Origin of the sequence: Phocaeicola intestinalis (genome assembly GCF_014837065.1) — a bacterium.
Lineage (GTDB): Bacteria > Bacteroidota > Bacteroidia > Bacteroidales > Bacteroidaceae > Phocaeicola > Phocaeicola intestinalis.
On sequence record NZ_JACSPP010000061.1, the window covers coordinates 1 to 23,412 of the forward strand.

28 protein-coding genes and 1 pseudogene are annotated in these 23,412 nt (G+C 38.8%); 28 read left to right on the forward strand and 1 reads right to left on the reverse strand.

Features of this window, described 5'->3' with window-relative positions; genetic code table 11:
* Positions 1-184: hypothetical protein (locus H9625_RS17795; protein WP_087213121.1), on the forward strand; the 184-nt coding region annotated here is incomplete at its 5' end.
* A gap of 79 nt (positions 185-263) precedes the next feature.
* On the opposite strand, the gene H9625_RS14530 is transcribed toward H9625_RS17795, so the two are convergent.
* Positions 264-485, reverse strand: a complete 222-nt coding sequence (locus tag H9625_RS14530; protein WP_191765038.1) for a hypothetical protein — start codon at positions 483-485, stop codon at positions 264-266.
* Between the two features lie 8 nt (positions 486-493).
* On the opposite strand from H9625_RS14530, the pseudogene H9625_RS17800 reads away from it, so the two are divergent.
* The 27 genes and pseudogenes from H9625_RS17800 to H9625_RS14660 form a co-directional block, all read left to right on the forward strand.
* Positions 494-619, forward strand: a pseudogene (locus tag H9625_RS17800) (glycoside hydrolase family protein); the annotation flags it as partial.
* Between the two features lie 130 nt (positions 620-749).
* Positions 750-1,967 carry a site-specific integrase gene (locus H9625_RS14535; protein WP_191765040.1) on the forward strand — a complete coding sequence of 406 codons (1,218 nt, stop codon included), beginning with the start codon at positions 750-752 and terminating at the stop codon, positions 1,965-1,967.
* A 618-nt stretch (positions 1,968-2,585) separates the two neighbouring features.
* On the forward strand, positions 2,586-4,091 hold the full coding sequence (locus H9625_RS14540) for a transcription termination/antitermination NusG family protein (RefSeq protein ID WP_191765042.1): 1,506 nt from the start codon (positions 2,586-2,588) through the stop codon (positions 4,089-4,091).
* Between the two features lie 100 nt (positions 4,092-4,191).
* The gene (locus tag H9625_RS14545) at positions 4,192-5,313 is read left to right on the forward strand and encodes a hypothetical protein (RefSeq protein WP_191765044.1); all 1,122 of its coding nucleotides are present in this window, start codon (positions 4,192-4,194) and stop codon (positions 5,311-5,313) included.
* 25 nt (positions 5,314-5,338) lie between these two features.
* Positions 5,339-6,220 carry a tyrosine-type recombinase/integrase gene (locus H9625_RS14550; protein ID WP_317173118.1) on the forward strand — a complete coding sequence of 294 codons (882 nt, stop codon included), beginning with the start codon at positions 5,339-5,341 and terminating at the stop codon, positions 6,218-6,220.
* A gap of 194 nt (positions 6,221-6,414) precedes the next feature.
* Entirely contained in the window at positions 6,415-6,564 is a 150-nt protein-coding gene (locus H9625_RS17805; RefSeq protein WP_225226452.1) for a hypothetical protein, read from the forward strand.
* A 214-nt stretch (positions 6,565-6,778) separates the two neighbouring features.
* Positions 6,779-7,045 (forward strand): hypothetical protein, encoded by a 267-nt coding sequence (locus tag H9625_RS14560; protein ID WP_140400090.1) that lies wholly within the window; start codon positions 6,779-6,781, stop codon positions 7,043-7,045.
* Entirely contained in the window at positions 7,042-7,506 is a 465-nt protein-coding gene (locus H9625_RS14565) for a type II toxin-antitoxin system VapC family toxin (RefSeq protein ID WP_191765046.1), read from the forward strand. The genes H9625_RS14560 and H9625_RS14565 overlap by 4 nt, the downstream gene beginning before the upstream one ends.
* Positions 7,507-7,726: 220 nt before the next feature.
* On the forward strand, positions 7,727-8,167 hold the full coding sequence (locus H9625_RS14570; protein WP_225226453.1) for a hypothetical protein: 441 nt from the start codon (positions 7,727-7,729) through the stop codon (positions 8,165-8,167).
* Positions 8,168-8,253: 86 nt separating this feature from the next.
* Positions 8,254-9,054 carry a hypothetical protein gene (locus tag H9625_RS14575; RefSeq protein ID WP_143269864.1) on the forward strand — a complete coding sequence of 267 codons (801 nt, stop codon included), beginning with the start codon at positions 8,254-8,256 and terminating at the stop codon, positions 9,052-9,054.
* Positions 9,055-9,153: 99 nt separating this feature from the next.
* Positions 9,154-10,671, forward strand: a complete 1,518-nt coding sequence (locus H9625_RS14580) for a lipopolysaccharide biosynthesis protein (RefSeq protein WP_191765050.1) — start codon at positions 9,154-9,156, stop codon at positions 10,669-10,671.
* Positions 10,668-11,840 (forward strand): polysaccharide pyruvyl transferase family protein, encoded by a 1,173-nt coding sequence (locus H9625_RS14585; protein WP_191765052.1) that lies wholly within the window; start codon positions 10,668-10,670, stop codon positions 11,838-11,840. The genes H9625_RS14580 and H9625_RS14585 overlap by 4 nt, the downstream gene beginning before the upstream one ends.
* Positions 11,837-12,709 (forward strand): N-acetylneuraminate synthase family protein, encoded by an 873-nt coding sequence (locus tag H9625_RS14590; RefSeq protein ID WP_191765054.1) that lies wholly within the window; start codon positions 11,837-11,839, stop codon positions 12,707-12,709. Before H9625_RS14585 ends, H9625_RS14590 begins: the two co-directional genes overlap by 4 nt.
* Complete coding sequence (locus tag H9625_RS14595) at positions 12,703-12,885, forward strand: acyltransferase family protein (RefSeq protein ID WP_191765056.1); 183 nt, start codon at positions 12,703-12,705, stop codon at positions 12,883-12,885. The genes H9625_RS14590 and H9625_RS14595 overlap by 7 nt, the downstream gene beginning before the upstream one ends.
* A gap of 202 nt (positions 12,886-13,087) precedes the next feature.
* On the forward strand, positions 13,088-13,915 hold the full coding sequence (locus tag H9625_RS18080; protein WP_394354951.1) for an acyltransferase family protein: 828 nt from the start codon (positions 13,088-13,090) through the stop codon (positions 13,913-13,915).
* Positions 13,906-14,490 (forward strand): acyltransferase family protein, encoded by a 585-nt coding sequence (locus tag H9625_RS14605; protein WP_191765058.1) that lies wholly within the window; start codon positions 13,906-13,908, stop codon positions 14,488-14,490. The genes H9625_RS18080 and H9625_RS14605 overlap by 10 nt, the downstream gene beginning before the upstream one ends.
* 4 nt (positions 14,491-14,494) lie before the next feature.
* Complete coding sequence (locus H9625_RS14610; RefSeq protein WP_191765060.1) at positions 14,495-14,866, forward strand: hypothetical protein; 372 nt, start codon at positions 14,495-14,497, stop codon at positions 14,864-14,866.
* 173 nt (positions 14,867-15,039) lie between these two features.
* On the forward strand, positions 15,040-16,218 hold the full coding sequence (locus tag H9625_RS14615; protein WP_191765061.1) for an O-antigen ligase family protein: 1,179 nt from the start codon (positions 15,040-15,042) through the stop codon (positions 16,216-16,218).
* A 12-nt stretch (positions 16,219-16,230) separates the two neighbouring features.
* On the forward strand, positions 16,231-17,406 hold the full coding sequence (locus H9625_RS14620) for an acylneuraminate cytidylyltransferase (protein WP_191765063.1): 1,176 nt from the start codon (positions 16,231-16,233) through the stop codon (positions 17,404-17,406).
* Positions 17,407-17,422: 16 nt separating this feature from the next.
* Positions 17,423-18,529, forward strand: coding sequence for a hypothetical protein (locus H9625_RS14625; RefSeq protein ID WP_191765065.1), 1,107 nt, complete (start codon positions 17,423-17,425; stop codon positions 18,527-18,529).
* Positions 18,526-19,698: a glycosyltransferase gene (locus H9625_RS14630; RefSeq protein WP_191765067.1), complete on the forward strand. Its 1,173-nt coding sequence runs from the start codon at positions 18,526-18,528 to the stop codon at positions 19,696-19,698. Before H9625_RS14625 ends, H9625_RS14630 begins: the two co-directional genes overlap by 4 nt.
* A 2-nt stretch (positions 19,699-19,700) precedes the next feature.
* A complete protein-coding gene (locus tag H9625_RS14635; protein WP_191765069.1) occupies positions 19,701-20,423 on the forward strand; it encodes a glycosyltransferase family 32 protein in 723 nt (240 codons plus the stop codon).
* Positions 20,424-20,435: 12 nt separating this feature from the next.
* Entirely contained in the window at positions 20,436-20,855 is a 420-nt protein-coding gene (locus tag H9625_RS14640; RefSeq protein WP_191765070.1) for an acyltransferase family protein, read from the forward strand.
* A 13-nt stretch (positions 20,856-20,868) separates the two neighbouring features.
* Positions 20,869-21,480 carry a hypothetical protein gene (locus H9625_RS14645; protein WP_191765072.1) on the forward strand — a complete coding sequence of 204 codons (612 nt, stop codon included), beginning with the start codon at positions 20,869-20,871 and terminating at the stop codon, positions 21,478-21,480.
* Between the two features lie 4 nt (positions 21,481-21,484).
* Positions 21,485-22,489 carry a hypothetical protein gene (locus H9625_RS14650; protein ID WP_191765074.1) on the forward strand — a complete coding sequence of 335 codons (1,005 nt, stop codon included), beginning with the start codon at positions 21,485-21,487 and terminating at the stop codon, positions 22,487-22,489.
* A gap of 5 nt (positions 22,490-22,494) precedes the next feature.
* Complete coding sequence (locus H9625_RS14655) at positions 22,495-23,208, forward strand: WecB/TagA/CpsF family glycosyltransferase (RefSeq protein WP_191765076.1); 714 nt, start codon at positions 22,495-22,497, stop codon at positions 23,206-23,208.
* 82 nt (positions 23,209-23,290) lie between these two features.
* A partial coding sequence (locus H9625_RS14660) for a PD-(D/E)XK nuclease family transposase (RefSeq protein ID WP_191765078.1) occupies positions 23,291-23,412 on the forward strand: 122 nt, incomplete at its 3' end.

A 23,412-nucleotide genomic window follows, 5' to 3' on the forward strand; every position in this document is an offset into this window, starting at 1 on the left:
AATGAAAACCTTTAATAAAATAAAAAAATTCTCTGGATATTTGGATTACAACATAGAAGAAACTGTTTTGAATTTCTACAAAAGTTTTTCTTGGCTTGATGGTTCACATGATAAATTCGGAACAGGCTTTTATTTTCCCCAAATCTTGTCAATCATTTTCCGGTTGGCTTTCATTACGCCGTAGGTGTTTTGTTTTTTATGTTACTTTTTTGTTAGCCGTTTCTTGGAACTTTCAGATGGTTTTGTTATCTCTGCATTATCAGTTAAACTAACCAAGAAACACGCATACGGGCTTCACTATGCAATGCGGACAAGACAAATTTCTTTTCATGCTTCTGCAATTGCCCCGGAATCTCTTCAAAAATGGCGGCGACTTTCGTTTCTTGATTGTCAGCATATTTGCGGATGGCATTGCGGTAAAGAGCCAATACGTCGCGTTTCACCTCATCCACCTTTTCAAAATCTCGCGTTTCCACATATTTCATACAGATGCAAATTAGAACGTGGAGACCGGGATATTTTCAAAGAATACGTGTCTTTTCGAAAATGGAAAGGAAAGGTCATTCCCGGCATTGAGCGGCGCAGGAGGGTCGAGTTAGCCTTGCTGTTCGAGCCTTGAAACTGGAAAGAAGGAAATAGGCAACCGAATAATGCCCGGCATTACACAGACAAACTATTCAGGACAAAATGCTAAATAACGACCGCTTCTGTATATTTTCATTTGGACTACAAATTAAAAATCAGACATCATGGCAACATTCAAACTAAAATTCCGCCCTTCTACCGCTGAAGGCAAGCCGGGCACTATGTATTTCCAAGTGACTCACCGCAGAAGCACGAGAGCTGTTTATACCGATTATCATATCACACCAGAGGAATGGGACGGGCGGACTTCGTTCATCCGCATCACCGGCACGCCGGAACGGCAGGCGGAACTGCAACTGATTGCCTCCAAGGTACGGTGGGACTGCAAACAAATCACTTCATTGATTACGGAAAAGGAGCAGGCAATGGTGGAATATACGGCGGACGACATTGCATCGGCCTTTCGGCTGCTCCCACCTTGCCCAACGTGGTTCGGCTTTATCCACGGCATGGTGGCGAAAAAGCTCCGCATCGGCAGGCTGGGAACAGCCAAGACCTATCGTGATGCCTTGGCGAGCTTCTCCCGTTTCCGTAACGGCGAGGACATCGCCATAGACGCATTGGACGCGGAACTGATGAACCAATATGAGGCATGGCTGAAAGAACAGGGCGTGAAGCGAAATTCATCATCGTGCTACCTGCGCACCTTGCGCACCCTTTACCGCAAGGCGGTGGAAAAGGGGCTGGCAACCGACAAGGACATCTTCCGCCATGTCTTCACGGGCTTTGCCTCTACTGTGAAACGCGCCCTCCCGTTAGATACCATACGGACCATCAGAAGGCTCAACTTGCCGGACGGTTCCGACCTTTCCTTTGCCCGTGACCTATTCATGCTCTGCATCTACCTGCAAGGCATTTCGTTCGTAGACATGGCGTATCTGAAGAAGAATGACATCAAGAACGGGCTGCTGCAATACAGCCGCAAGAAGACAGGGCAGAGCATTTCCATCGGATGGGAACCGGTCATGCAGGAGATTGTGGACACCTACGCCCACCTGACTGTCGGTAGTCCTTATCTGCTGCCCATCATCACCAAGCAGGACGGCACGGAACGCCGGCAATATGAGCGGATGGAACATAAGGTGAACCGTCTGCTGAAAAGAATCGGCGACATGGTGGGGCTGCAGGTTCCGCTCACAACGTATGTAGGAAGGCATTGCTGGGCAAGCACGATGCGGGACATGGGAGTCAGCCTGTCCATCGTTAGTAAGGGTTTGGGGCATGAAAGTTTAAAAACCACGCAAATCTACCTTTCGTCCATTGACACGGAGGGTGTTGTGAAAGCCAACCGTCAACTGATTGGCAAGATTTTTCGCAAATAAAACGACTGGAATCTGTTCGACAAAACCTGCCACTGTATATTATGAAGCGGCAAAACACGTTGCAAATGTAATAAAAAGATTTAATACTAAGGAATTTACGGCCTAATTTTTTTCAAGATTAGTGATTAAAATTTTCCAAAAGCTGCATTTGTTCGACTAATTAAGAAAACCAAGGCTTGATATCCGCTGAATATCAGTGTATTATAAAAACCTGCCGTTTCATAATATAAAACTATGGTAAAGCGGCGAACTATAAGATACTTAATTGATTGAAAACTAAAGATTTGTGATATGGGAACAAAAATGTTAAAGCGCATTGCGCTTTGTTCTTCTCGTCACATAACAACGGCAGGCCATTGTTGCTGAGTTTTTACTCCGGAATGCTGCCGCTAAACCTAAAGAATACTGTAAACAACGCCTAAGAACGTCCTAAAAATGTTTACAAAGCGTGGTGATTCAAATTCGGAGAGGTATCAGTCAGCCATCATGCGATTGTCATGGGGGTAGCGTAAGGAACGCCTTGTTCATTTACAATTCGTCTATTTACAATTTACGATTTGGTGTGTTGTAAATGGGATAAACCACCGTAAATAGTACTTTGCAAATCGTAAATCCATCATGTTGTCCGACAAACTCAACACAGTCGATTACCATTGGTTTCTTGTTTGCACCAAACCCGGACATGAAACGGAACTGTGTGCACTCATCGAGCGCGAAAAGGGCAAGATACGGAATATATTGGAAGTCTATTGTCCTACGCATACCAAGGTCTATGTGCGCCGTGGTGACAACGAGCAGCGGCAGCCCTTTTTCGACGGCTATGTGTTTGTGCTTGCCACCCAAGGCGCGTTGGCTGAGTTTCTCCGTGACAACGATTCCGGTGCTTATATTTGGTACAACCGAAAGCGCACTCCAGACGAGAAAGCTGTCGCTTGCATCATACCCGAATCCCAAATTCGTGCTTTCCGTGACTACAACGAGAACTATGCCGACAAGGTGATAGTGTTGGAGCGTTCTTATACGGATTATGCATTCAATGCGAAAACGGACGAGCCGAACGAGATAGTCCGTGTGGTTGATGGCCCACTTGCCGGGTGTGAAGGATACATCTGCCGCTTCCACAAGAAAAAAGGACTGGTGTTCCGTGTTCAGGGCATAATGCCGGGCAGTTGGCTGACCGTCACCTACCCAAATGCTTCCGACCTCCATGTCGTCCGCCTTCACAATGCTGAGGGTGACCGATTGTCCATCGGTACGGAGAAAGGGCGGGCTGTTGACCTGCTTGTCGGCATTCTGCAAGGCTGTGGCTACAGAGAACGCACACAGCCCATGCTGTATGAGCTGATGGAGCATCTTGCCGCCGACCTGTCGTTGGAGGCTCTTTGCAAGTATCTTCAGAAGCAAGGGGAGAAGGCTTTGGCTGACCGTCTTGCCAAACTGACCACCAAAGAAGCCGAACTCCTGATAAACCTTGCCCGCTACGAGCATGACACGCCCGGATATGTGAAGGAAAACTGGCCGCGGATTACCTTCCGCCCGTTCCTTACGCCCACATCCGGAATAGAGATGGAAGAAGACAAGAATGAGGTAGAGTTGCAACATAAGGATTTTACGGAAATCATCCGCAAGGTGGACATCACCGAAGAGGTTTATTACCCCAGCCGACAGGAGGACGGAAAAACCAACACTACGTATTATGCCCATATCGGCATGAGGGAAGAGATGGGAAACCTCGTTTTCTTCGCCAACTGGGACGATTTTCTCTGCGGATATTTCCTCACGGCAGGAAAAGCCAACGAGAAGTTGGTTTCCGGTAAGGTGCAGAAAGTCCGTAACGAGGTTACCCTTACAGAAACGGAAAAGCTCATCGAGTCTTTCCGTAATTACGCGCCTACTTTATATAAGGTATTGACGGAACCTGATTCAGCCGTAAAAGCAGTACCGAATTTCAAGGTCGGCGAAGAGTTGCTGAACGTATTTGCCATCCAATCGTCAGCGCAAGAAAAAGAGGCGGCAAAGGACCAATTGATTAAAACCTGTGTCCGTATCTGCAAGGAAATAAACACCACCAACCATCTTGCCGTATGGCGCAGGTATCTGCGGACGGTGTGGTTGCACAATTGAAGTTGACAAGGTATCAGTTGACAAGGCAACAAGGTCCTGAATAGTTTCACTAATGGCATCTAAAACCTCGTTAACTGGTCAACTTGTTACCTAAAATAAAATGTTTACATTTGTCCAATTCTCCTCCGAATGGAAACGCCTTCACCATCCGTCCATGAACGTTGACGGCGATGTGGCTTTCTTTTATGAAATCTACGTCAGGCTGCACCGTTTGGTAGAACAAGAAGCGGCGGCATTCGACGAGCAGCTTATTCTTTTCTTGCTGCTCTATACGGAGAACACCGTTTCTATCGGGCTTGACGGCGTTTACGAGTACAGGTACCGCAGCGTGGGCAATGTGGTGTCCAGCTGGTGCGAGAGTTTGGACATGAGCGCGGAAGCCACCTCCCAAGTGGACAGGTTCGTATCTGCGGTCGTGACAAAAGCTCCTTGCAGTGCCCTTCGTGGGTGGATGACGGCATGTGTACTGTCAGGCGATTTCTCCCGTTTGGGCGAAATGCTGACATGGTTTCCACAGGAAGACCAAGTGATGTGGCGCATCTTCCCAGACTTGCGTTTCAGGGAAATGATGTTCCGCAGGCTTACGGGAGACTGGCAGACCGCCCGGCAAATGCTGTGGGCAGACCTTGCCTTCAACTGGCGTGACAAGCGCGGTGATTCCTTGGCGGTTACCATTGCCAAACAGTTCCGTTATGAAACTTCTTTTGTGGAAGCGGAGGAAAAGGCTTTGCTGATGGAAGCGGCAGAAACACTTGATGCCATCCATGCCGAACAGTTGGACACTTATACGGTCATAGAACGAAACAATGAAAATGTGCTTACCTTGCGCCATAGGGACGGTCGTGTGTTCCAGAATGTAATTTTCCCGACACCCGTTCCCAAAGACGTGCCCAGCCATTATCTTGCCGTCCAGCTTGTTACCTATAATAACAAAACATACATAAGCGGTTCTGCCGTATGGCTCAACGAGGAAGCCTTGCCGATATGGAACGGTGAAGCCAATTGGAACGACATCGTGAAGAAAGAACAGGATGCGGCAAAGCTTACTTATTTCACCACCACCTTTGGCAAGCGGATCAGTCTTTATGAAGACCTCTACACCGTGCCTGAAGACCCTGAGGAAGCCTATTACGCCGACATGGGCATCTATTTTGACGAGCCGAACATCTTTGATTTCTTGGGAGGCAGGCCGAATGGCAGGGTAATCTATTTTGGCGGCTGACAGACAAGGTAAAATTGAAATAAAAGTGGATAACAACAGAAAAAAGAACATGCAGACGGCAATCATAACCCTCTCTCCTCCTGGGGATAGTTGGAGAGGTGCTGGAGAGGAACTGGAAGGTTTCGGCTTCATCGCCTACGCCAACTCCCGCGTTGAGAAACTGAGGGATGAGGGACGGTATGACGCCGCCAATAAGTTGAAAATGTATATCAGGAGGTTCATCGCCTATCTGGGAAAAAACGAAGTGCCTTTCAAGGACTTTGACGCCCTGTTGATACGCAACTACCACACGTGGCTGAAGAATCAGGAGCTGGGGCGCAATACCATTTCCCTCTATATCCGGAATTTGAAGCGGGTGTACCGTCTTGCCGTTGATGACGGCCTTGCTGCCGACAGCAACCCCTTTGAAGGCATGGACGTGAGCTACCGCGTCAAGAAAGACAGGAACGGGTTGACGCTTGATGAGGTGAAACGCCTGCGTGATTTGGACTTGAGCGGCGAGCCACAGCAGGTCGTATTCGCCCGTGACATTTTCCTGTTCACGGTCTATACCAAGGGCATGAGGAGCGATGACATTTTCCGGTTGACAAGAAAGAATATCAAGAACGGACATCTCACCTACTGCCAACACATCACCGGCAAGGAGATTTCCATTCCGTGGGAGCAGGCTCTGCAGGAGATTGCGGACCGCTACAAACAGGAAGGGACGACACGGCTTTTCCCTGTCATCACGGCAAAATCTCCGCGCGAGCAATGGAGACAGTATGACGGCATCCTGCACCGCATCAATTACAGCCTGAAGAAATTGGGTGAGATGATGGAGCTTGGTTATCCGCTGAACCTTACCGTTGCCCGGCATTCGTGGCAGAACATGGTGAAAGGGATAAGGATAAGCGACATCCTATAGAAAATAGCCTTGCTTCTGAAAGCGGTGCAAAAGGTATTGGCATCTAACTCCCAGCCCGCACTGGCGGGCGATAACTGCCTGTAACTCCCTTTTTTGAGATACCTTACCTCAGGCAGATAGCCGCCGCTCAGGAATACCTGAATGAAAACCGCAACGCCGACCTCTCGCACGTGAAGTGCCTTCTCCGCTGGATAATGCCCAAGGAGTACCACGATGAGATAGACAAGCTCCACGAACGGGAAGACCCCCAGTTTGTCTGCATCATCAACGGCGGTCAGAACCTCATCGCCCCGAACGCGCAGCAGGCAGAACAGAACATACAGGATAGTACACCCGAAAAATGAATATATACTGCAACTGCTGATGAATATATACTGCAACTGCCGATGAATATATACTGCAACTGCTGATGAATATATACTGCAACCGCTGATGCAGTATATATCCTTTAAAAAAGCAGTACGAATGTCTTCATTTTGCCAAAATTTTTCATTCAGACATTTGCTTAATAAAATAGAAACGGCTATATTTGCCTTGTAGAGTTATATTTTTTCACTTATGGCAACAACTGTAACTATTGAACCAAACGACAAAATGGCGGATAAACTGTTTGATATTATTCGTTCACAAAGCCTTGACGTAAAAATCAAGTTGCAACGCCTTTTGTCCAAGGATATAGACAGGCAGAAGAAAGAAGAGATATTGTCCGGCCATGTTGACAAACCGTATTCATTAGACGAGCTCTACGGTATACTGAACCATGACGATGGTTTGTCTTACAAAGAAATGAGGGATGAATACTTAAAAGACAAGTATCAGCTATGAAAGTGTTTTGTGATACTAACATCATTATAGAATATCTCTTCAAACGCAAAGAAGCTGAAACGATAAGGCGAATATTCCATTATTTGAGCAGGATGGATGTAGAGAAAGTCTTGTCATGCGGTTCTTTTTATACGTTGACTTACCTCATAGAAAATTATCTGAAAAAAGATGGACTTGAAAAAGACGAACGTATATCTGAATTAAGGCGTATCTTGAATGGCTTGCTTCTGGAATATCACATTGAAAGCGGAATAAGCTGGAAAGCTGGTATAGACGATATTCATTTTAACGATATTGAGGACAGTTATCAATATCAGGCTGCCTTATCATCCGGTTGCGATGTCCTGTTAACATTGAACATACATGATTTCCAACATGTCTCGCCTACTTTATTAAAAATATACACTCCTGTCGAATTTCTAGCTGAATATGGGGATAATAATGTAAGCGTCCAAAACTGACGTATTGCCCGTTCAGATAGATGTGCCTGCCTTCGCACTGTAAACATTAAAATTATAATGATATGTACAGCAGTGAAGATTTTGAAAGGCTTTTCATCCGTTACAAGAGTGAGGTCTACCTTCACCGCCCCGCGAAGGTATCTTCATAAAAACAAGGGCAGGATGTCAACTCACAAACTCATAAACTCACAAACTTAAAATGAGCTATATCCGTCAGCGTATGAAAGACAAATTACGTACTGACATCGAATTGACTCCGTTGAAAGCGGAAATTGAAGCTGTGTTCAGCAAGCGTAATATTGACGAGGATTTAGACACCATCGCCAACCTGCTTTCGCCCTATCGGAAAACGGTTTGTGAATCGATCAGTCAAGGAAATTATGCCGAGGCCGTAACCGTCCTGCTGGAAGTACTTGAAAGCCTCACTTACCACTTCGTAGAAGACGAGCTTTACAACTATTTTGATGACATGTACAGTCCTGATTACGTTTGTCAAGACATGATGGAGGCAATCATCGACTCTATCAAGAGCGGGAATTTTCCAGCGGCTGAGTTGCAGCGGTTGAAAGACGAATTGGAGAAGTTGAAACATACGGAGGCATACGAGGATTATGGTGTGCCGTTTGCGTTGAATATATGGGGAAAGTTTCAATGTCAATAATATGCAAGGACATTTCCATATAACGTTACAATGTTATAGCCATGCACAACAAATCGATTAGAGGGACATCGTTCACCCTTCCTTCTGTGAAGAAGCTTAAGAAGCAATTAGGTGAAATGGATGCTTTCACACAATATATTGAAGTTGCTTTAAGGCATCTTGAACAAGGGTATAATGCAACAGAAATGACCTATAATCAATATGTCAAAGCTACCGCAACTGAACTGGGAGTGAATTTGCATAATATAGATATAGAACATTACAAACAGAAAATTATCCTTCGCCATCTGATTATTCCTCGTGCTTTTCTTGAATCATTTGTAGAAGACTTGCAAGAAGACATAAAAGGAATAGGATATCCCATGTTCGATATAGGTAAAAAAGCTCCGGCAGGTATGCCTAATACAGAATTGAATAGGCTTATCAATCATATAAATGTGGATTTACATATAACCGTTGATCTGACAGGTTTTCAAAAAGACTTGTTTGATTATTACCGGACATTGCGTAATGCATTGGCACATGCTTCAATCGATTCCACCAAAATAGAAGATGCATACAATGCTCTTGATATAGATGCCATACATGCTTTCTATCCAACTCTATCAGCCCCCAATAAGATAGAGAATCTGACATTTGATGATTTTACCCTTTGTACAGCCAATATCAAAAATATAGCAGATATGATTGTATGCTCGCTTGAAAGCGCAATACGCTGGAATTCTCCAGAAGTATTGAGCAATGCTTGCTTTGCAAACGTCAAACAAAAGGCAAAGGTAAGGACGAAAGAAAGAATGTTAGGATATATCAAACATTGTGCCAATATGACATGGAACATAGTGCCATCGGATGCAGATTGTGAAATAATATACAGTTCACTCGTATAATGGTCAGTACAGCATCCTCTGGACAGGGATAATATCATATCCTTATCTAAAAGATGCAGGTCAGAGTTCGAATCTCTGGTGGACTACAAAATAATTTGTATGACAGATTATTCAACCAACAACAAGCGCATAGCCAAGAACACACTCTTCCTTTATCTTCGCCAGCTTATCACGATGGCTGTGTCCCTTTACACGGTACGAGTAATACTGGACGTATTGGGAGCAGAAGACTATGGAATTTACAACGTGATTGGAGGCATTGTGTCATTGTTCAGTTTCCTGAGTGGAACTATGGCTTCTGCCACGCAGCGGTTCCTGTCTTTTGAAATGGGAAAAAAGGATAATGGTTCCCTTACCAAAGTCTTTTCTGTTTCCATGTACACTTATTTGTTACTGGTTGGCATCATTTTGTTATTATCAGAAACAATAGGATTATGGTTTGTCAATAGTCAATTGACTATTCCAGCGGAACGCTTGACAGCGGCTAACTTTGTTTATCAAAGTTCCATATTGTCCTTTATTGTTACATTATTATGTATCCCCTACAACGCTTCCATTATAGCGATGGAGCGCATGAATGTGTTCGCCTATTCAAGCATTGTTGATGCCGGCCTTAAACTGGCAATCGCTTGGTTGCTGCCTTATATCGCAATGGATCATCTGAAAATATATGCTTTATTGATGTTCATCGCCATAGCTTCTGTTCAGCTTTATTATGTATGGTATTGCCGACGGTATTTTGATTTTTGTCGGTATAGCCGTTACAAAGATCCAAGTCTGTTTCGGAATATGCTTTCGTTTGCAGGATGGAACATGATTGGGGCATTAGCCAATATTTTACGGAGTCAAGGCTTGAACGTCCTGATAAATTTGTTTTTCAATCCTGTATTGAACGCGGCATACGGTATAGCACTGCAAGTAAACAATGCCATCACTAATTTCACCAATAATTTTTATACGGCTGTCCGTCCGCAACTGGTAAAACTGTATGCAGGGGGAGATAAGAAAGGAATGTTAAAATTAGGTTATCAGAGTTCTAGATTAGCATTTTACTTGATACTTGTTGTAGGAATTCCTCTTTTGATTAATACAAGAGAAATTCTTGAAATATGGCTAAAAGAAGTTCCAACATATACGGTTATTTTCTTTAGAATAATTATTGTAACTTCGATGATAGAAGTGTTAGCTGTTCCATTGGTAAATATGCTGCAAGCAGCAGGAAAGATAAAAATGTACCAGTTAACTGTATCTATACTTTTTCTTTTGAATATACCTATATCTTATGAATTGCTTCGTTTAGGGGCAAAGCCAGAAACTACATTATGGGTCAATTTAATTATAACTGCATTTTCTTTGTTTCCAAGGTTATTTATTTGCAAAATTGTTATAAGGTTATCAATTATGGATTATTTAATTAAAGTTCTTGTACGTGTAGGTTTTACATTGATTTTAATCATTATATATATTCATTTATCCCTTTCCTTTATTACTTCATCACCAATATTGATTTCTATAGCTTCTGAAATAGTAACTTCTGCATTAATTATATATATCGTTGGATTAGAGAGCTCTGAAAAAAAACTTATTATTAACCGAATAAAAAAAATAATGAAATGAATATTTTAAGAAAATTAGTAAACCGATTTGAATACTTGAGATTTAAGTATTTTGGAGATAAAGTTATACCAATGTCTCAATATCCTTTTGTATCTCCAAATGGAATAATCGCGACCCATATTTCAGCCTGCAATCATTATAATGCGGGAGATACATTTCTTCCAGTAATACTTAGAAATCTTTTCAATGACTCTATAGGCATCAAAAAATGGATAGACAAGCCTGTTCAGAAAAAAGTTAAACCATCAGATATTTCTATATATAATTCTTCAGACATAGTCATAATAGGGGGTGGTGGATTGTTTCTAAAAGACACTCACCCTAACAATACTTCTGGTTGGCAATGGAATTGTAGTATTGATATGTTAGACAAAATAGAAACACCTTTAGTAGCTTTTGCAATTGGATATAATCGTTTTCGAAATCAAGAAGATTTTGAACCAATCTTTACGGAACATCTGAACAGATTTGTAGAAAAGGCTAAATTTATAGGTATAAGAAATCATGGAAGTATTACTAAACTGAAAAACTATCTTTACACACAAGAATTGAAAGATAAACTTACCTTTCAGCCGTGTATGACCACATTGACATCTATATTATATCCTAAATTATTCCAATATTCTAAGAAAGAAAATTTTATAGCATTGAATTGTGCCTTCGACCGTCAAGATATGAGAAAAGCAGATGATAAGGTTCTTACTTCAATCGCTAAGGTAATTTCGCAACTATCTGAAACAACCAAGATAAAAGTTTATGCCCATATGACATCAGATGGAAAAATCTGTTCACATTTGGATAAATTGTCTGTGCCATACGAATATGTGGAATTTAAAGATACAACCAATATGCTTTCTGCGTATTCTCGTCCAAGGCTTGTGATTGGCATGCGTGGACATGCACAAATGATTCCCTTTGGGTGTAATACACCAATCCTTTCCATTATTTCCCATGATAAAATGCAATGGTTTTTAGATGACATCCATCATCCTGAATGGGGTGTGGATGTATTGAATCCGTCTTTTGAAACCGAATTATTTGAGAAAGCAAAGGAATTATACAATTCGACAGAGAAGTTAATTCCGATCCTTAAAGAGGAACAGCAACTTTTATGGAATATCACACAACAAAATATGAATTTTATAAAATCTATAATCAAAAACAAATGAAAGCTCCAAAAATCATTGCGGAAATCGGTTGTAATCACAAGGGTGACATGACAATCGCAAAAGAGATGATAATGACTGCGGCTACTTATTGCAAGGTAGATGTTGTCAAGTTTCAAAAACGTTGTGTCAAGGAACTGTTGACACCGGAAGAATACAATGCCCCGCATCCTCATCCGGAAAATTCATACGGAAAGACTTACGGCGAGCATCGGGAATTCCTGGAGTTCAACCTTGACCAACACCGTCAGCTGCAGGAATGGTGCAAGGAGTTCGGCGTGGAATATTCCACTTCGGTATGGGACATCACTTCGGCAAAGGAAATCTGCACGCTGCATCCCAATCTGATAAAGGTACCTTCCGCCTGCAACCTGAACAAAGGCTTGTTGGAATATCTGTGTGATAACTTCGGCGGTGAAATCCATTTGTCTTTCGGCATGACCACCCGTGACGAGGAAGAACAGATAATCCGGTTCTTCGAATCGAAAGGCCGCAACAAGGATTTGGTCATCTATGATTGCACATCGGGGTATCCCGTGCCTTTCGAGGACATTTGCCTGCTTGAAATCACTCGCTTGCGTGAACTGTATGCCGACCGTGTAAAGTCCATCGGTTTCTCCGGTCATCACTTAGGCATAGCCGTAGACAGCGCTGCCGTAGCTCTTGGTGCTGAATGGATAGAACGCCATTATACGCTTGACCGTACTTGGAAAGGCACAGACCATGCAGCTTCCTTGGAACCGGATGGTGTACGCAAACTGGCTCGTGACTGCCGTGCCGTGGCAAAGGCATTGACTTACAAGAAAGAGGATATTCTTGATATTGAGAAAGTCCAAAGGGATAAACTGAAAAAACATCAAGTGAAATGGTAGTACCCACCAAAAGAAATATTCAGTACGATTATATAAAAGGGATAGCTATATTTTTAGTCATATATGGGCATACTATATCCCACATTGATATTGGACAAACAAGTTGGTGGGAAAATCCTATATATATGTTCATTTATATGTTTCATATGCCTTTATTTATTTTCTCTGTCTGGTGATAAAATGACTAAGATATGTTAATCGCATTTTCTGCCAATAATAGGCGCATTTGGCTCTCATGTGCAACGATTTGTTTATGTATCAGTTGAAATACTTCTATATTCTGAAAGTAAAACGCAACTCTAATTATCAAAAATGGGCACATTTATTGTCTTTCTGTTGTTTAACTTTTGTTAGTACATTTATCACCACACGGAATTTATTTTCGTATCTGGATATTTCTTTAATGCCAATAAGAATCCAAGAAATTATGTGGGAAACAAGGTAAAAGCCCTAATTGTCCCGGCTATCTGTGCAACCCCTTTCATCTTTATAGCAGACTGTTGTAATAAAGGAATATTTGATATACATCAGTTTTTCTCCTTACTAAAAGGGGATTTGTGGTTTCTCAAATGTCTGTTTATTTGCTCGATTTGTACATACTCCATTGTATTTATTTGCAATAAACAGAAATTAACAATTGGGGGGGGTAAGATATTAATATTCATTGTTTTATTCCTAATGCTACAAATTATCGGATATTATAAGCCTGGGATATTATTTAATGCACAGCACCTTTATTTGTTTTTTATTTTGGGATATTTCTTTCGCAATTCTTGTGCCGAGAGATTGGTGTTAAAACACAAACGGGTATCTTTCCTTGGGTCGGTTATACTTCTTGGCATTTCATTTCATTATTGGGACTATGAATGCTATATGTATAATTCACAGCCGATGGACGTATTGCGGGCGACTTTAAGATTAATGGCGGGCTGTGCTGGAATTCTGTTGACAATATCTTTAGTACATTCTCTGAAAAAGTTCAATATGTTTGGAAATTTAGGGCAATATACATTAGGAATATACATTGTTCAAACCGTAGTGTTTCAATTTTATGGTAGAAAAGAATTAGGCTTGAATGAATATCTCTATGATTGGATATTTGTACCAATTACTTCTGTTTGCATTCTTTTGATAAGCTACATCATCGTCTTATTATTGTCCAAATTTAAAATAACCAGACATTATTTATTAGGAAATTGGAAATAGATGAAATGAACACGTTAAAAGTACAACATCGAATTGCTTCATTGGATTTACTAAAGTTCCTTGCTATTTGTGGGGTTCTTGTAATACACATGATTGGGAAAACAGCTTATGGAGGTGTGTTTTGGTATGCGCAAGCTGTGCCAATATTCATGGTACTTATGGGATATAATTGTAAGGAGAAGATAAATTGGCATTCATTTGGCAAGTCTTATATGAGCTATTTCATGATTTATATGGTTTCATTAATAATTGCCATTATCCTCCATAAACCATTCTCCATACATTATCTTCCTATAGGATTGTTGCCTTTCGCCGGTCCTGGAACCTATTGGGTTTTGTTGTATTTTCTATTCCTCTTGATTTCTCCTATAATATATCACATAAGAGAACACATGACTGTGGCGACTTTTCTCAGCTTGCTATTCATTTTAGGATGGATGTTTGATGTAATTTATGAATCATCAAGTCTATTGGGGGGGGGTAAAAATAATTTATTCGTCGTGTCCATTACGGTATATCCTTTGCTTTGGATTAGGGATGATTATAAAAGAGAGATCACCTCTATGGTTCATTAAAAGAATGTGGTTTTTTGCACTGTTATCTGCCCTTTATCTTTATTTGCGGAATTATTCATCTTTGGACATCCCATATTTGTTTTTCAAAAATGCTGGTTGGAGTACAGGAGAAAACGGCTTTGCTGCATTCTATCCTGCTATGCTTGTTGCTTTAAGCATGTTTTTATTTAGAAATATGAAAAATAATAGAATACTAATTTTGGGAAAATACACTTATTACATATTTCTATTTCAAATTTTATGGTTTGCAATCATGCCACATTATATCAGTCGTGCAATAATATTTGCATTCTTAACCTTTTTAGGATGTTTTTGGGGTGGTTATTTATTTTATAAGCTATCTAATATAATATACAGAATTGGCAGAAAGGATTGAATAAAAAATTTTAAATTATTATTCAAATTTGATCAAATAAGAAATCGTGCAAAGTATTTACGGATAAAGAAATGAAGATATGTCATAGTTCTCATTTTCATTTATGTAAAACCATTATAGTAGATAAGAATGCTATATACTGAATTTCTAATTCCTCAAAGTGGTTATTTATTATGAATAAGATCTATTCAAAATATATTATTCCTTATATATATATATTAGGTATTATGCAACTTATGCAAATTAGAGGTGTTGGATGGGGATGTGTTTTATTGACAATCCTTAATATTATAACAATTCTATCTAATTTCAAGTTGATTTTGCACGATAAAACTGGCATAGTAAAATTTAGTTTATTTTATGTGGGAATAGTTGTGATATATCAGTTACTCACTCCTCCATTAGACAAAATGTATAATCCGTACTATCCCTTATTTTATCATGTTTTTATCACGACAGGTATCTCTTTTTGGATTATGGGATACAAAGGATATAACATATTGTCTCCTGATATAAGAAAAATTATATTATACGCAATTATTTTTGCATTGTTATTTGCTTTTACTCTAATGTTTAAAACAGGTGGTATAGTAAATTTACTTGGAAATTCTGAAATTTATGAATTTTTATATCAAATAGTTCCGTATTTAATGTTATGGATGACTTCAGCGTTATTTTTGTTTAATAAAAAAACAAGAGTTCTTATCGTTTTTTTATTTGTTATTATTATTTTAATTAGCACTAAACGAGGACCATTGGTTACAATGGGATTAGGGTTCTTATTTATATTGTTTTTTGCAAGGAAAGTTAGTCTAAAATCTGTTATACTGACATTGCTTTTCATAACGATCTTTTATTTATTCCTTACAACCTTTGATATCTTCTATCTTGATTGGTTTAACCGATGGAATGCTTCTGATGATGTATCTAATGGACGCGAAGAAATATGGAATCTGATATTAAATCAAATCGATAAACAAAACGTTTTAACCACATTGTTAGGGAATGGATATGAAGCATCACATAAGATAACTTACAAGTATTTGTGGGGAGCAATTGGTGCACATAATGATTTCATAGATATATTATTTAATTTTGGTTTAGTTGGACTAACAGCATTTATTTTGCTTATTCTAAGTTGGATTAAAATTGTATTTTTTGCTAATAAAGTGAATTATGAATATCGGGATATGATGATTTACATATTAGTATGTTTCCTGGTAGGCTCCATTATTTCCTCAAATATGACAAGATATGCTACGATTTATTTTGGAGCTTTTTTTTATTACTTTTCTGGATTATTATCGTTTAAACAGAATAAATACGTATTGGGACACAATAAGTCAATATAAAATTATAGATATATGAAAATAGCATTCATACCTGTACGAGGTGGTAGTAAATCCATTCCTTATAAAAATATCAAGTTATTTTGTAACAAACCTCTTGTTTGTTGGAGTATTGAAGCTTTAGAGCAGTGCGCTGATGTAGATGAAATTATAGTTGCTACTGACTCTGATAAAATTGAACATGTTGTAACTTCCAATGCTTACAAAAAGACAAAAATCTTTCGCCGTTCTGCCGAAACTGCCAGTGATACTGCAAGCACTGAAAGCGTAATGCTGGAATATATCCATTATGCACAGCTTTCTACCGATGACATATTTATGTTGGTACAAGCCACATCTCCATTAACTGAAACCATTCATTTTTCGGAAGCGTTAGAGATGTATGGCAAAGGAAAATATGACTCCATCCTGACCTGCGTGCGGAACTACCGTTTTTTTTGGAATGAGGATGGCACGAGCATGAACTATGACTACAAGAATCGTCCACGACGGCAAAACTTTTCTGGAATGTTGATGGAGAATGGTGCCTTTTATATTAATAAGGTGGGGAATATTCTTGAATCAGGCAACCGCCTCAGCGGACATATTGGCATTTATGAAATGCCGGAATATACTGCAACTGAGATAGATGAACCTGATGATTGGATTGTATTAGAGAACCTTATGCGCAAGCATGTCTTATCCAAACACACAAAAAAAAGAAGTCGGATCAAACTTTTTTTATGCGATGTGGATGGAACGTTAACTGATGGTGGTATGTATTATTCTGAAAACGGGGATGAACTGAAGAAGTTCAATACACGTGATGGTATGGGATTCCAATTGCTGCATGAAGCTGGTATAAAGACTGGCATCATTACTTCTGAAGATACTAAGATAGTAGAAAACCGTGCTAAGAAACTGAAAGTGGATTTCCTATATCAAGGGAAGAGAGATGGTGGAAAACTTGCGGTTGCAAAAAAAATATGTGAGCAACTTGGCATTACATTGGATGAAGTAGCTTATATCGGCGATGATATAAATTGCATTCAGTTGTTGGAAGCGGTCGGTATGAAAGCTTGCCCTGCTGATGCATATGAGGATGTTAAGGCTGTTCCAAATATTTTAGTGCAAAATAAACGTGGAGGAGAAGGCTCTGTTAGAGATTTTATATCATATATATTATCACATCTAAGTAGTAATCATGAATAAGATTATATATATATCGATGGAACCTTTAACGAAATATCAAAATGAGGCAATGTATGTATCAAATATGATTGATGCAGGATTCAATGTTTCATTTTGGGATTTATCGTGGTTCTGGTATGCCGATAATAAAGTCCAGGACAATTTAAGTACTGATTCTCATGTTGTTATATTTAAATCTCTTGAACATTTTAATAGAATGTTAAAAACTGTGTCCATCGAGGATACTGCATTTATTGTAAATTGTTTCAAAGACTGGCATTCCCGTAAAATATTTAGGTTACTTTCTAAATACCGATGTTATACGATATCTTTTGACTATAATGCTAATACAAGACTACAAGAATCTATCTCATCAAAAATAAATAGACTATTCTCTAATCAATTCATTGGTATTGTTTATAAAAAAATACAGAGTGTCAGTTTTGCTATCTACAGAAAAATTTATTCTGTGAAGAACTTTAACGACTACATTTCTTCATCCGCTATAGCGAAATGCACAATTAGGATTAATCATCAGGATTTTGAAAGATTTAAATTTAATAATCAGCGGCCGATAATTAGTGGACCGTATATTGTTTTTTGCGATAATTATTTTCCTTATCATCAAGATATAGTTTTTTTAAGTGGTAAAACAACTATTAATGCAGAAGATTACCATAGGACAATGAGAAGATTTTTTGACTATTTGGAAGAGCATTTTAATATGCCTGTAGTTATTGCTGCTCATCCGAAATCTAAATATGTAGGGAACGAATTTGGGAATCGGAAAATTATAAAATATCAAACAGATAATTTAGTATATAATTCGAACAGAGTCATTTTACATACAAGTAATACTATATCTTACGTTGTTTTGTCTGACAAACCCATATCATTTGTCTCAACGGATGGTTATGAGAAAGTTGACAGATTAAAAACAATGATACATTTACTTGCAAATACCTTTGGAAAAAGAGTATATAATTTGGATAGAATCCCATTTGAAATGATTGATAACAATAAGATAGATAGAAAATTAAGAGAAAAATATATTTATACATATCTTACATCCGAGGAAACTGAAAATACCAAAAACATTGAAATTATATCTAATGCAATTAAAGCGTTAACATATAAATTATGAATATATTGTTTGTTACCATGTTCCAAATCTCGGAACAAAAAGGCGGAACTGAACGAACAACGGCACGCATCAGTAATGAATTGCGTCATCGAGGGTATAAATGCTTCAATTTATATGCTAAGCCTATCGGTGATATGTTTGAGATGACAAAGTTTGATGGCATATACAAAGACTGTTCGGCTAATGCTATAAAAAATATCATTGATACTCAAAAGATAGATAAAATCATTATAGAAGGTGCTTTTATTTTGGTGAGGAATGTTTCGGAAGGACGTTCGAAAGCCTCTTATAAGCCAAAAATACTTTTTGTTCATCACTTTGCGCCTGGATATGAGCCTTACTTTAACGCTTTCTCTTCTATCTGGAAACAAATGTTGTATGCTCAATCTGCGACCAATAAGATGAAAGCGTTTGTGAAAGTCTTGATATATCCATTATTCAAGCCCTATATGGATGCATCTTTCCACAAACTTTATAAAACGGCTTATTCATCGTGTGATAAAATAGTACTCTTATCTCCTGAATATGTGGATGACTACTGTAAGTTTGGGAATATAAATGATAAAACAAAATTCGTTTCTATCCCTAATGCTGTTTCTTTTAATGAATTTATCCCTATAAATGAATTGAAAAACAAGCAGAAAACAGTCCTGATTGTCACTCGATTGGATGAAGTTCAGAAGAGAATTTCATTGGCTATTAAAATTTGGAAGCGGATAGAAGAAGATGCAGATTTGAAAGATTGGAATTTCAAAATTGTCGGCTTTGGCGAGTCCGAACATGAATATCGTAGGTTGATTTCACAATTGAGTTTGAAGCGCATCTTTTTAGAAGGAAGACAAAACCCAATCAAATACTATAAGGAAAGTTCGTTATTTATGATGACATCCTTATTTGAAGGATGGCCTATGACGTTAAATGAATCCTTGCAATTTGGTTGTGTTCCATTTGTGTATGATACGTGCGCTTCATTTCATGAAATTATCAATAATGGTGAGAATGGATTCCTAATTACCGACAAGAATGAAGAAGAATTCTATCACAAGATGCGCGAAGTGATGTTGGATGAAAACAGGCGAATGGAATTGATGAAAGTTGCAGTAGAGTCAAGCACACGATTTACATTAGACAAAATTGTAACCCAATGGGAAAAACTTCTAAGTGAATAGTTATGATACCAAAGAAAATACATTATTGTTGGTTTGGAAGAAAGCAGAAACCTAAAAGTGTCTCAGAAAATATAGAAAATTGGAGACAGTTGAATCCAAATTATGAGATTAAAGAATGGAATGAGGATAATTTCGATTTAGATTTAATGCCATTTGTAAGCCAGGCTTATAAAGAACAGAAATATGCATTTGTTGCAGATGTCGCAAGACTTTATGCTTTGGTGTATGAAGGTGGAATATACCTTGATACAGATGTTGAACTGTTGCGAGCATTTCCAGAATATTTATTGAAAAACGATTCTTTTGTTGGATTTGAACTATCTCGTCAATTAATGATTGGCACTGCAGTAATAGGTAGTGTGGAAAACAATTCTTTTTGGAAGGAATTTTATGACAGATATAAATCAATGAACTTTATAAATCCTGATGGTTCATACAATATGATTCCAAATGTTGATTATCTTACAGAAAAACTAATAATGAAGGGTGCTATCTTAAATAATCAATATCAAGAAATTGCAGGAATACACATTTATCCTCGGGAGTATTTTAGTCCAAAGAATTATGCAACAAAACGTCTCAAAACAACTGCAAATACGATTGCTATACATCATTTTTCTGCATCATGGCAGCCTGTATGGAAAAAATTTCTTTTGAGAATATGGGTACCATTCTCTGCAAAATATCCGGCTTTAGCAAAAAAATTAAAAAACATTTTTAAGTAATAATCAAAATCTATGTTTACTAAACGTTTAGAATATATTGATGCCCTTCGTGGATTTACCATGATTCTCGTCGTATTGGCTCACATTATCAATTTCGGCTATCATATTACTGATTCCACAATGGAAGAAATGGAAACCTTTAATAACTTATTTGTTCGTTTCCGTATGCCATTGTTTTTCTTTATAAGCGGTTTCGTTTTATATAAAAGTGATAGAATATGGGATAAAGCAACAAGAAGAACTTTCTTGAAAAAGAAATTCATGGTTCAGATAATCCCTACTTTTGTATTCTTTTTCCTCTTTTGCTTTTTACATGGCGGAGAATATGTTGACCGATTAGGCGAAATGAAAGCAGGATATTGGTTCACTATCGCTCTTTTTGAATTCTTTGTTCTGTATGTGATTTCATACAAATTAACAACTGGGGGGTAAAAGGGACATTCTTTTGATTGGAACTGCAATTCTTTTATATCTTGTTGGTTCTGCATATAGGTTCTATCAACTTCGTTATGAAGGAATTTGGTTGTTAGATTTTGTGGGAATTATTCATTGGAGATTTTACTTCTTTTTCGTTTTCGGTACATTAGTCAAGAAATATTTTGAAGTATTTTGCCGTTGGATGGATAATCAGCATATTTCGGCAACCATAATCGTTGCTATGATAATAATTCATGTGGTATTATCTCATTTTTTCCCAATTCATACGTATAATACCATCACCTTTTTATTCCAAGGGACTTTAGGGATAATTATCGTCTTTACGTTTTTCAGACGTTATCAAGATTCGTTTAACAGTAGCACATTTATTGGGAAATGGCTACAGTATATAGGCAGACGTACTTTGGATATTTATCTTTTGCATTATTTCTTTTTACCAAGACATCTTGAATATGTGGGATTGAAATTCTTGCAGCATACCAATCCTGTGATAGAACTTTTCCTGTCTTTGTTCTTGGCATTATTGGTTATCATCGTTTGTTTAGTGGTAAGCAATATTATTCGGTTATCACCTTTTTTAGGTCATTACTTATTTGGCGTGAAACGTGCAGAGTCATAATAAGATGAAAATAAAATTGTTGATATTGACCATATTCTTGTCCGTCCATTTTCTCTATGCACAACAGCCTCAGTGGTCAGAGTATTACGTTACACCTGAAATGTTTGGCTGTGTCAGCGACAATCGGCAAGCTGCTGAACGGAATTCACAAGGATTGCAAAAAGCGATAGATTACGCGATAGAGAAAGGGGTAACTTTGACATCTGCAAGAAACAAGAAGTATTATATTGCCAAAGGACTTATCATTACAGGTCATTTGGATATGGATTTTGGTAAAGCCACCATTATAGCAACCGATACTATGCGGATGTTGATTTTCAAAAATGGAGTAGCGCGTAAATATGCAGGAAGCATCCATAACTTCCGCTTAGACATGAATAATAAAGCCCAAATTGGAATATATTGTGAAAATGCTATCAAACTGCGCTTTACTGATGGAGAGATTATCGGTATTAAAAACGGAGGAATTGGCTTTTATATGGGAAAAGGATATGAGGTGTTTGTTGACAACATACATTTTCATGGCGGGCAAAATAATGCTACGGGCATAATGATGCGCACCAGCGATTGTCATTTCTCGGATTGTGTAATGATAAATTGCCACACAGCAATAGACAATCTTGGATGTAATTTCTATAGCCGCATCCATGCATGGATGACTGCCCGTTATATCAAGGAGAGCACATTTTATCGTAGCAGAGGTGGTTTGGCTTATTTGTCGCAATGTTTTGGTGACACTTTTGACCGTGCTTTTGATATCGTAGGTACTTCAGAGTTGCACATTTCGCAATTCAGGGTGTTTCATAATAAAATAATGTGGAAGAAACCTTATGATAAATTGTCTCCTGTTGTTTTCTATTTTGCCAATAGTTCTGTTGCGAACAAGTCATATATCACCTTGATAGATTCTAATATAGGAGGACTGGTATTAGATGGAAAAAATAGACAAATATTCACCAATATGGATAGTAACTCAATACACCAATACGGCACAGTAGTACATAAATAAACAATATGAAATCGATACTTGTACGTAAGATTGTTTTTACAGAACAAATAACTCTTACCGATATTCTATCAAAGAAAGGGAAAATATACACTTTCCTTAATCCGGTATCATATCTTTCCGCCTTAGAACATAAGCTTTTGTTTGGAGGATTTGACGGTATTTTTGCTGATGGTTCTATTTTGGTTGCAGCTATCCGTTTGATATACGGAAAGCGTATTACAAGACGAAGCTTCGACATGACATCGCTTGCACCCGAACTGTTGTCATATGCAAAGAAACATGGCAAATCTGTTTACATTGTTGCTTCGCGACAAGAACAGGTGAAAAAGGCTGTTGGCATCTTCAAGGAACGTTATCCAAAGCTAAGTGTCGCCGGTTACCGGAATGGCTATTTTGTTTCGGAGAAGGAACAAGAGGAGGAAGCACGGCATATTGTTGATGTTAATCCTGATTTCCTGATTGTAGGAATGGGCGCATTGATGCAGGAACGCTTCCTGCTAAAAGTGAAAGATGCAGGTTATCGGGGCATCGGTTTTACCTGCGGAGGTTTTATCCACCAAACGGCTAATAACGAGATAGACTACTATCCCGCATGGGTAGACCGGATGAACCTTCGCTTTCTTTACCGGATGTTCAAAGAGAAGCATACCCGGAAACGTTACGCACAGGCAGCATTACTGTTTCCCGCACGTTTCATTGCCGAAAGATTTTTCGGATAAAGTCCAGCACTTCACCGCATACAAATTTGCCTATCTCATCAAGTTTCCTTATCTTTGAGGCATGAGGAAAAGTGAAAGATATATGGCCCATTTTGTAAACCCGTTTACCGACATCGGTTTCAAAATTATCTTCGGGCAACCTGCCAGCAAGGAACTGCTCATTACCTTGCTGAACGAGCTGCTTGCGGGGGAGCATCACATTGA

Bases quoted from the DNA above. Each gene is read 5' to 3' on its own strand.
- H9625_RS14590 (WP_191765054.1), top strand. From the start codon at position 11,837: ATGAAAGCTCCAAAAATCATTGCGGAAATCGGTTGTAATCACAAGGGT.
- H9625_RS14620 (WP_191765063.1), top strand. From the start codon at position 16,231: ATGAAAATAGCATTCATACCTGTACGAGGTGGTAGTAAATCCATTCCT.
- H9625_RS14585 (WP_191765052.1), top strand. From the start codon at position 10,668: ATGAATATTTTAAGAAAATTAGTAAACCGATTTGAATACTTGAGATTT.
- H9625_RS14545 (WP_191765044.1), top strand. From the start codon at position 4,192: ATGTTTACATTTGTCCAATTCTCCTCCGAATGGAAACGCCTTCACCAT.
- H9625_RS14580 (WP_191765050.1), top strand. From the start codon at position 9,154: ATGACAGATTATTCAACCAACAACAAGCGCATAGCCAAGAACACACTC.
- H9625_RS14565 (WP_191765046.1), top strand. From the start codon at position 7,042: ATGAAAGTGTTTTGTGATACTAACATCATTATAGAATATCTCTTCAAA.
- H9625_RS14540 (WP_191765042.1), top strand. From the start codon at position 2,586: ATGTTGTCCGACAAACTCAACACAGTCGATTACCATTGGTTTCTTGTT.
- H9625_RS14615 (WP_191765061.1), top strand. From the start codon at position 15,040: ATGAATAAGATCTATTCAAAATATATTATTCCTTATATATATATATTA.
- H9625_RS14630 (WP_191765067.1), top strand. From the start codon at position 18,526: ATGAATATATTGTTTGTTACCATGTTCCAAATCTCGGAACAAAAAGGC.
- H9625_RS14635 (WP_191765069.1), top strand. From the start codon at position 19,701: ATGATACCAAAGAAAATACATTATTGTTGGTTTGGAAGAAAGCAGAAA.
- H9625_RS14535 (WP_191765040.1), top strand. From the start codon at position 750: ATGGCAACATTCAAACTAAAATTCCGCCCTTCTACCGCTGAAGGCAAG.
- H9625_RS14625 (WP_191765065.1), top strand. From the start codon at position 17,423: ATGGAACCTTTAACGAAATATCAAAATGAGGCAATGTATGTATCAAAT.
- H9625_RS14560 (WP_140400090.1), top strand. From the start codon at position 6,779: ATGGCAACAACTGTAACTATTGAACCAAACGACAAAATGGCGGATAAA.
- H9625_RS14655 (WP_191765076.1), top strand. From the start codon at position 22,495: ATGAAATCGATACTTGTACGTAAGATTGTTTTTACAGAACAAATAACT.
- H9625_RS14595 (WP_191765056.1), top strand. From the start codon at position 12,703: ATGGTAGTACCCACCAAAAGAAATATTCAGTACGATTATATAAAAGGG.
- H9625_RS14530 (WP_191765038.1), bottom strand. From the start codon at position 485: ATGAAATATGTGGAAACGCGAGATTTTGAAAAGGTGGATGAGGTGAAA.
- H9625_RS14570 (WP_225226453.1), top strand. From the start codon at position 7,727: ATGAAAGACAAATTACGTACTGACATCGAATTGACTCCGTTGAAAGCG.
- H9625_RS14650 (WP_191765074.1), top strand. From the start codon at position 21,485: ATGAAAATAAAATTGTTGATATTGACCATATTCTTGTCCGTCCATTTT.
- H9625_RS17805 (WP_225226452.1), top strand. From the start codon at position 6,415: ATGCCCAAGGAGTACCACGATGAGATAGACAAGCTCCACGAACGGGAA.
- H9625_RS14640 (WP_191765070.1), top strand. From the start codon at position 20,436: ATGTTTACTAAACGTTTAGAATATATTGATGCCCTTCGTGGATTTACC.
- H9625_RS14610 (WP_191765060.1), top strand. From the start codon at position 14,495: ATGTGGTTTTTTGCACTGTTATCTGCCCTTTATCTTTATTTGCGGAAT.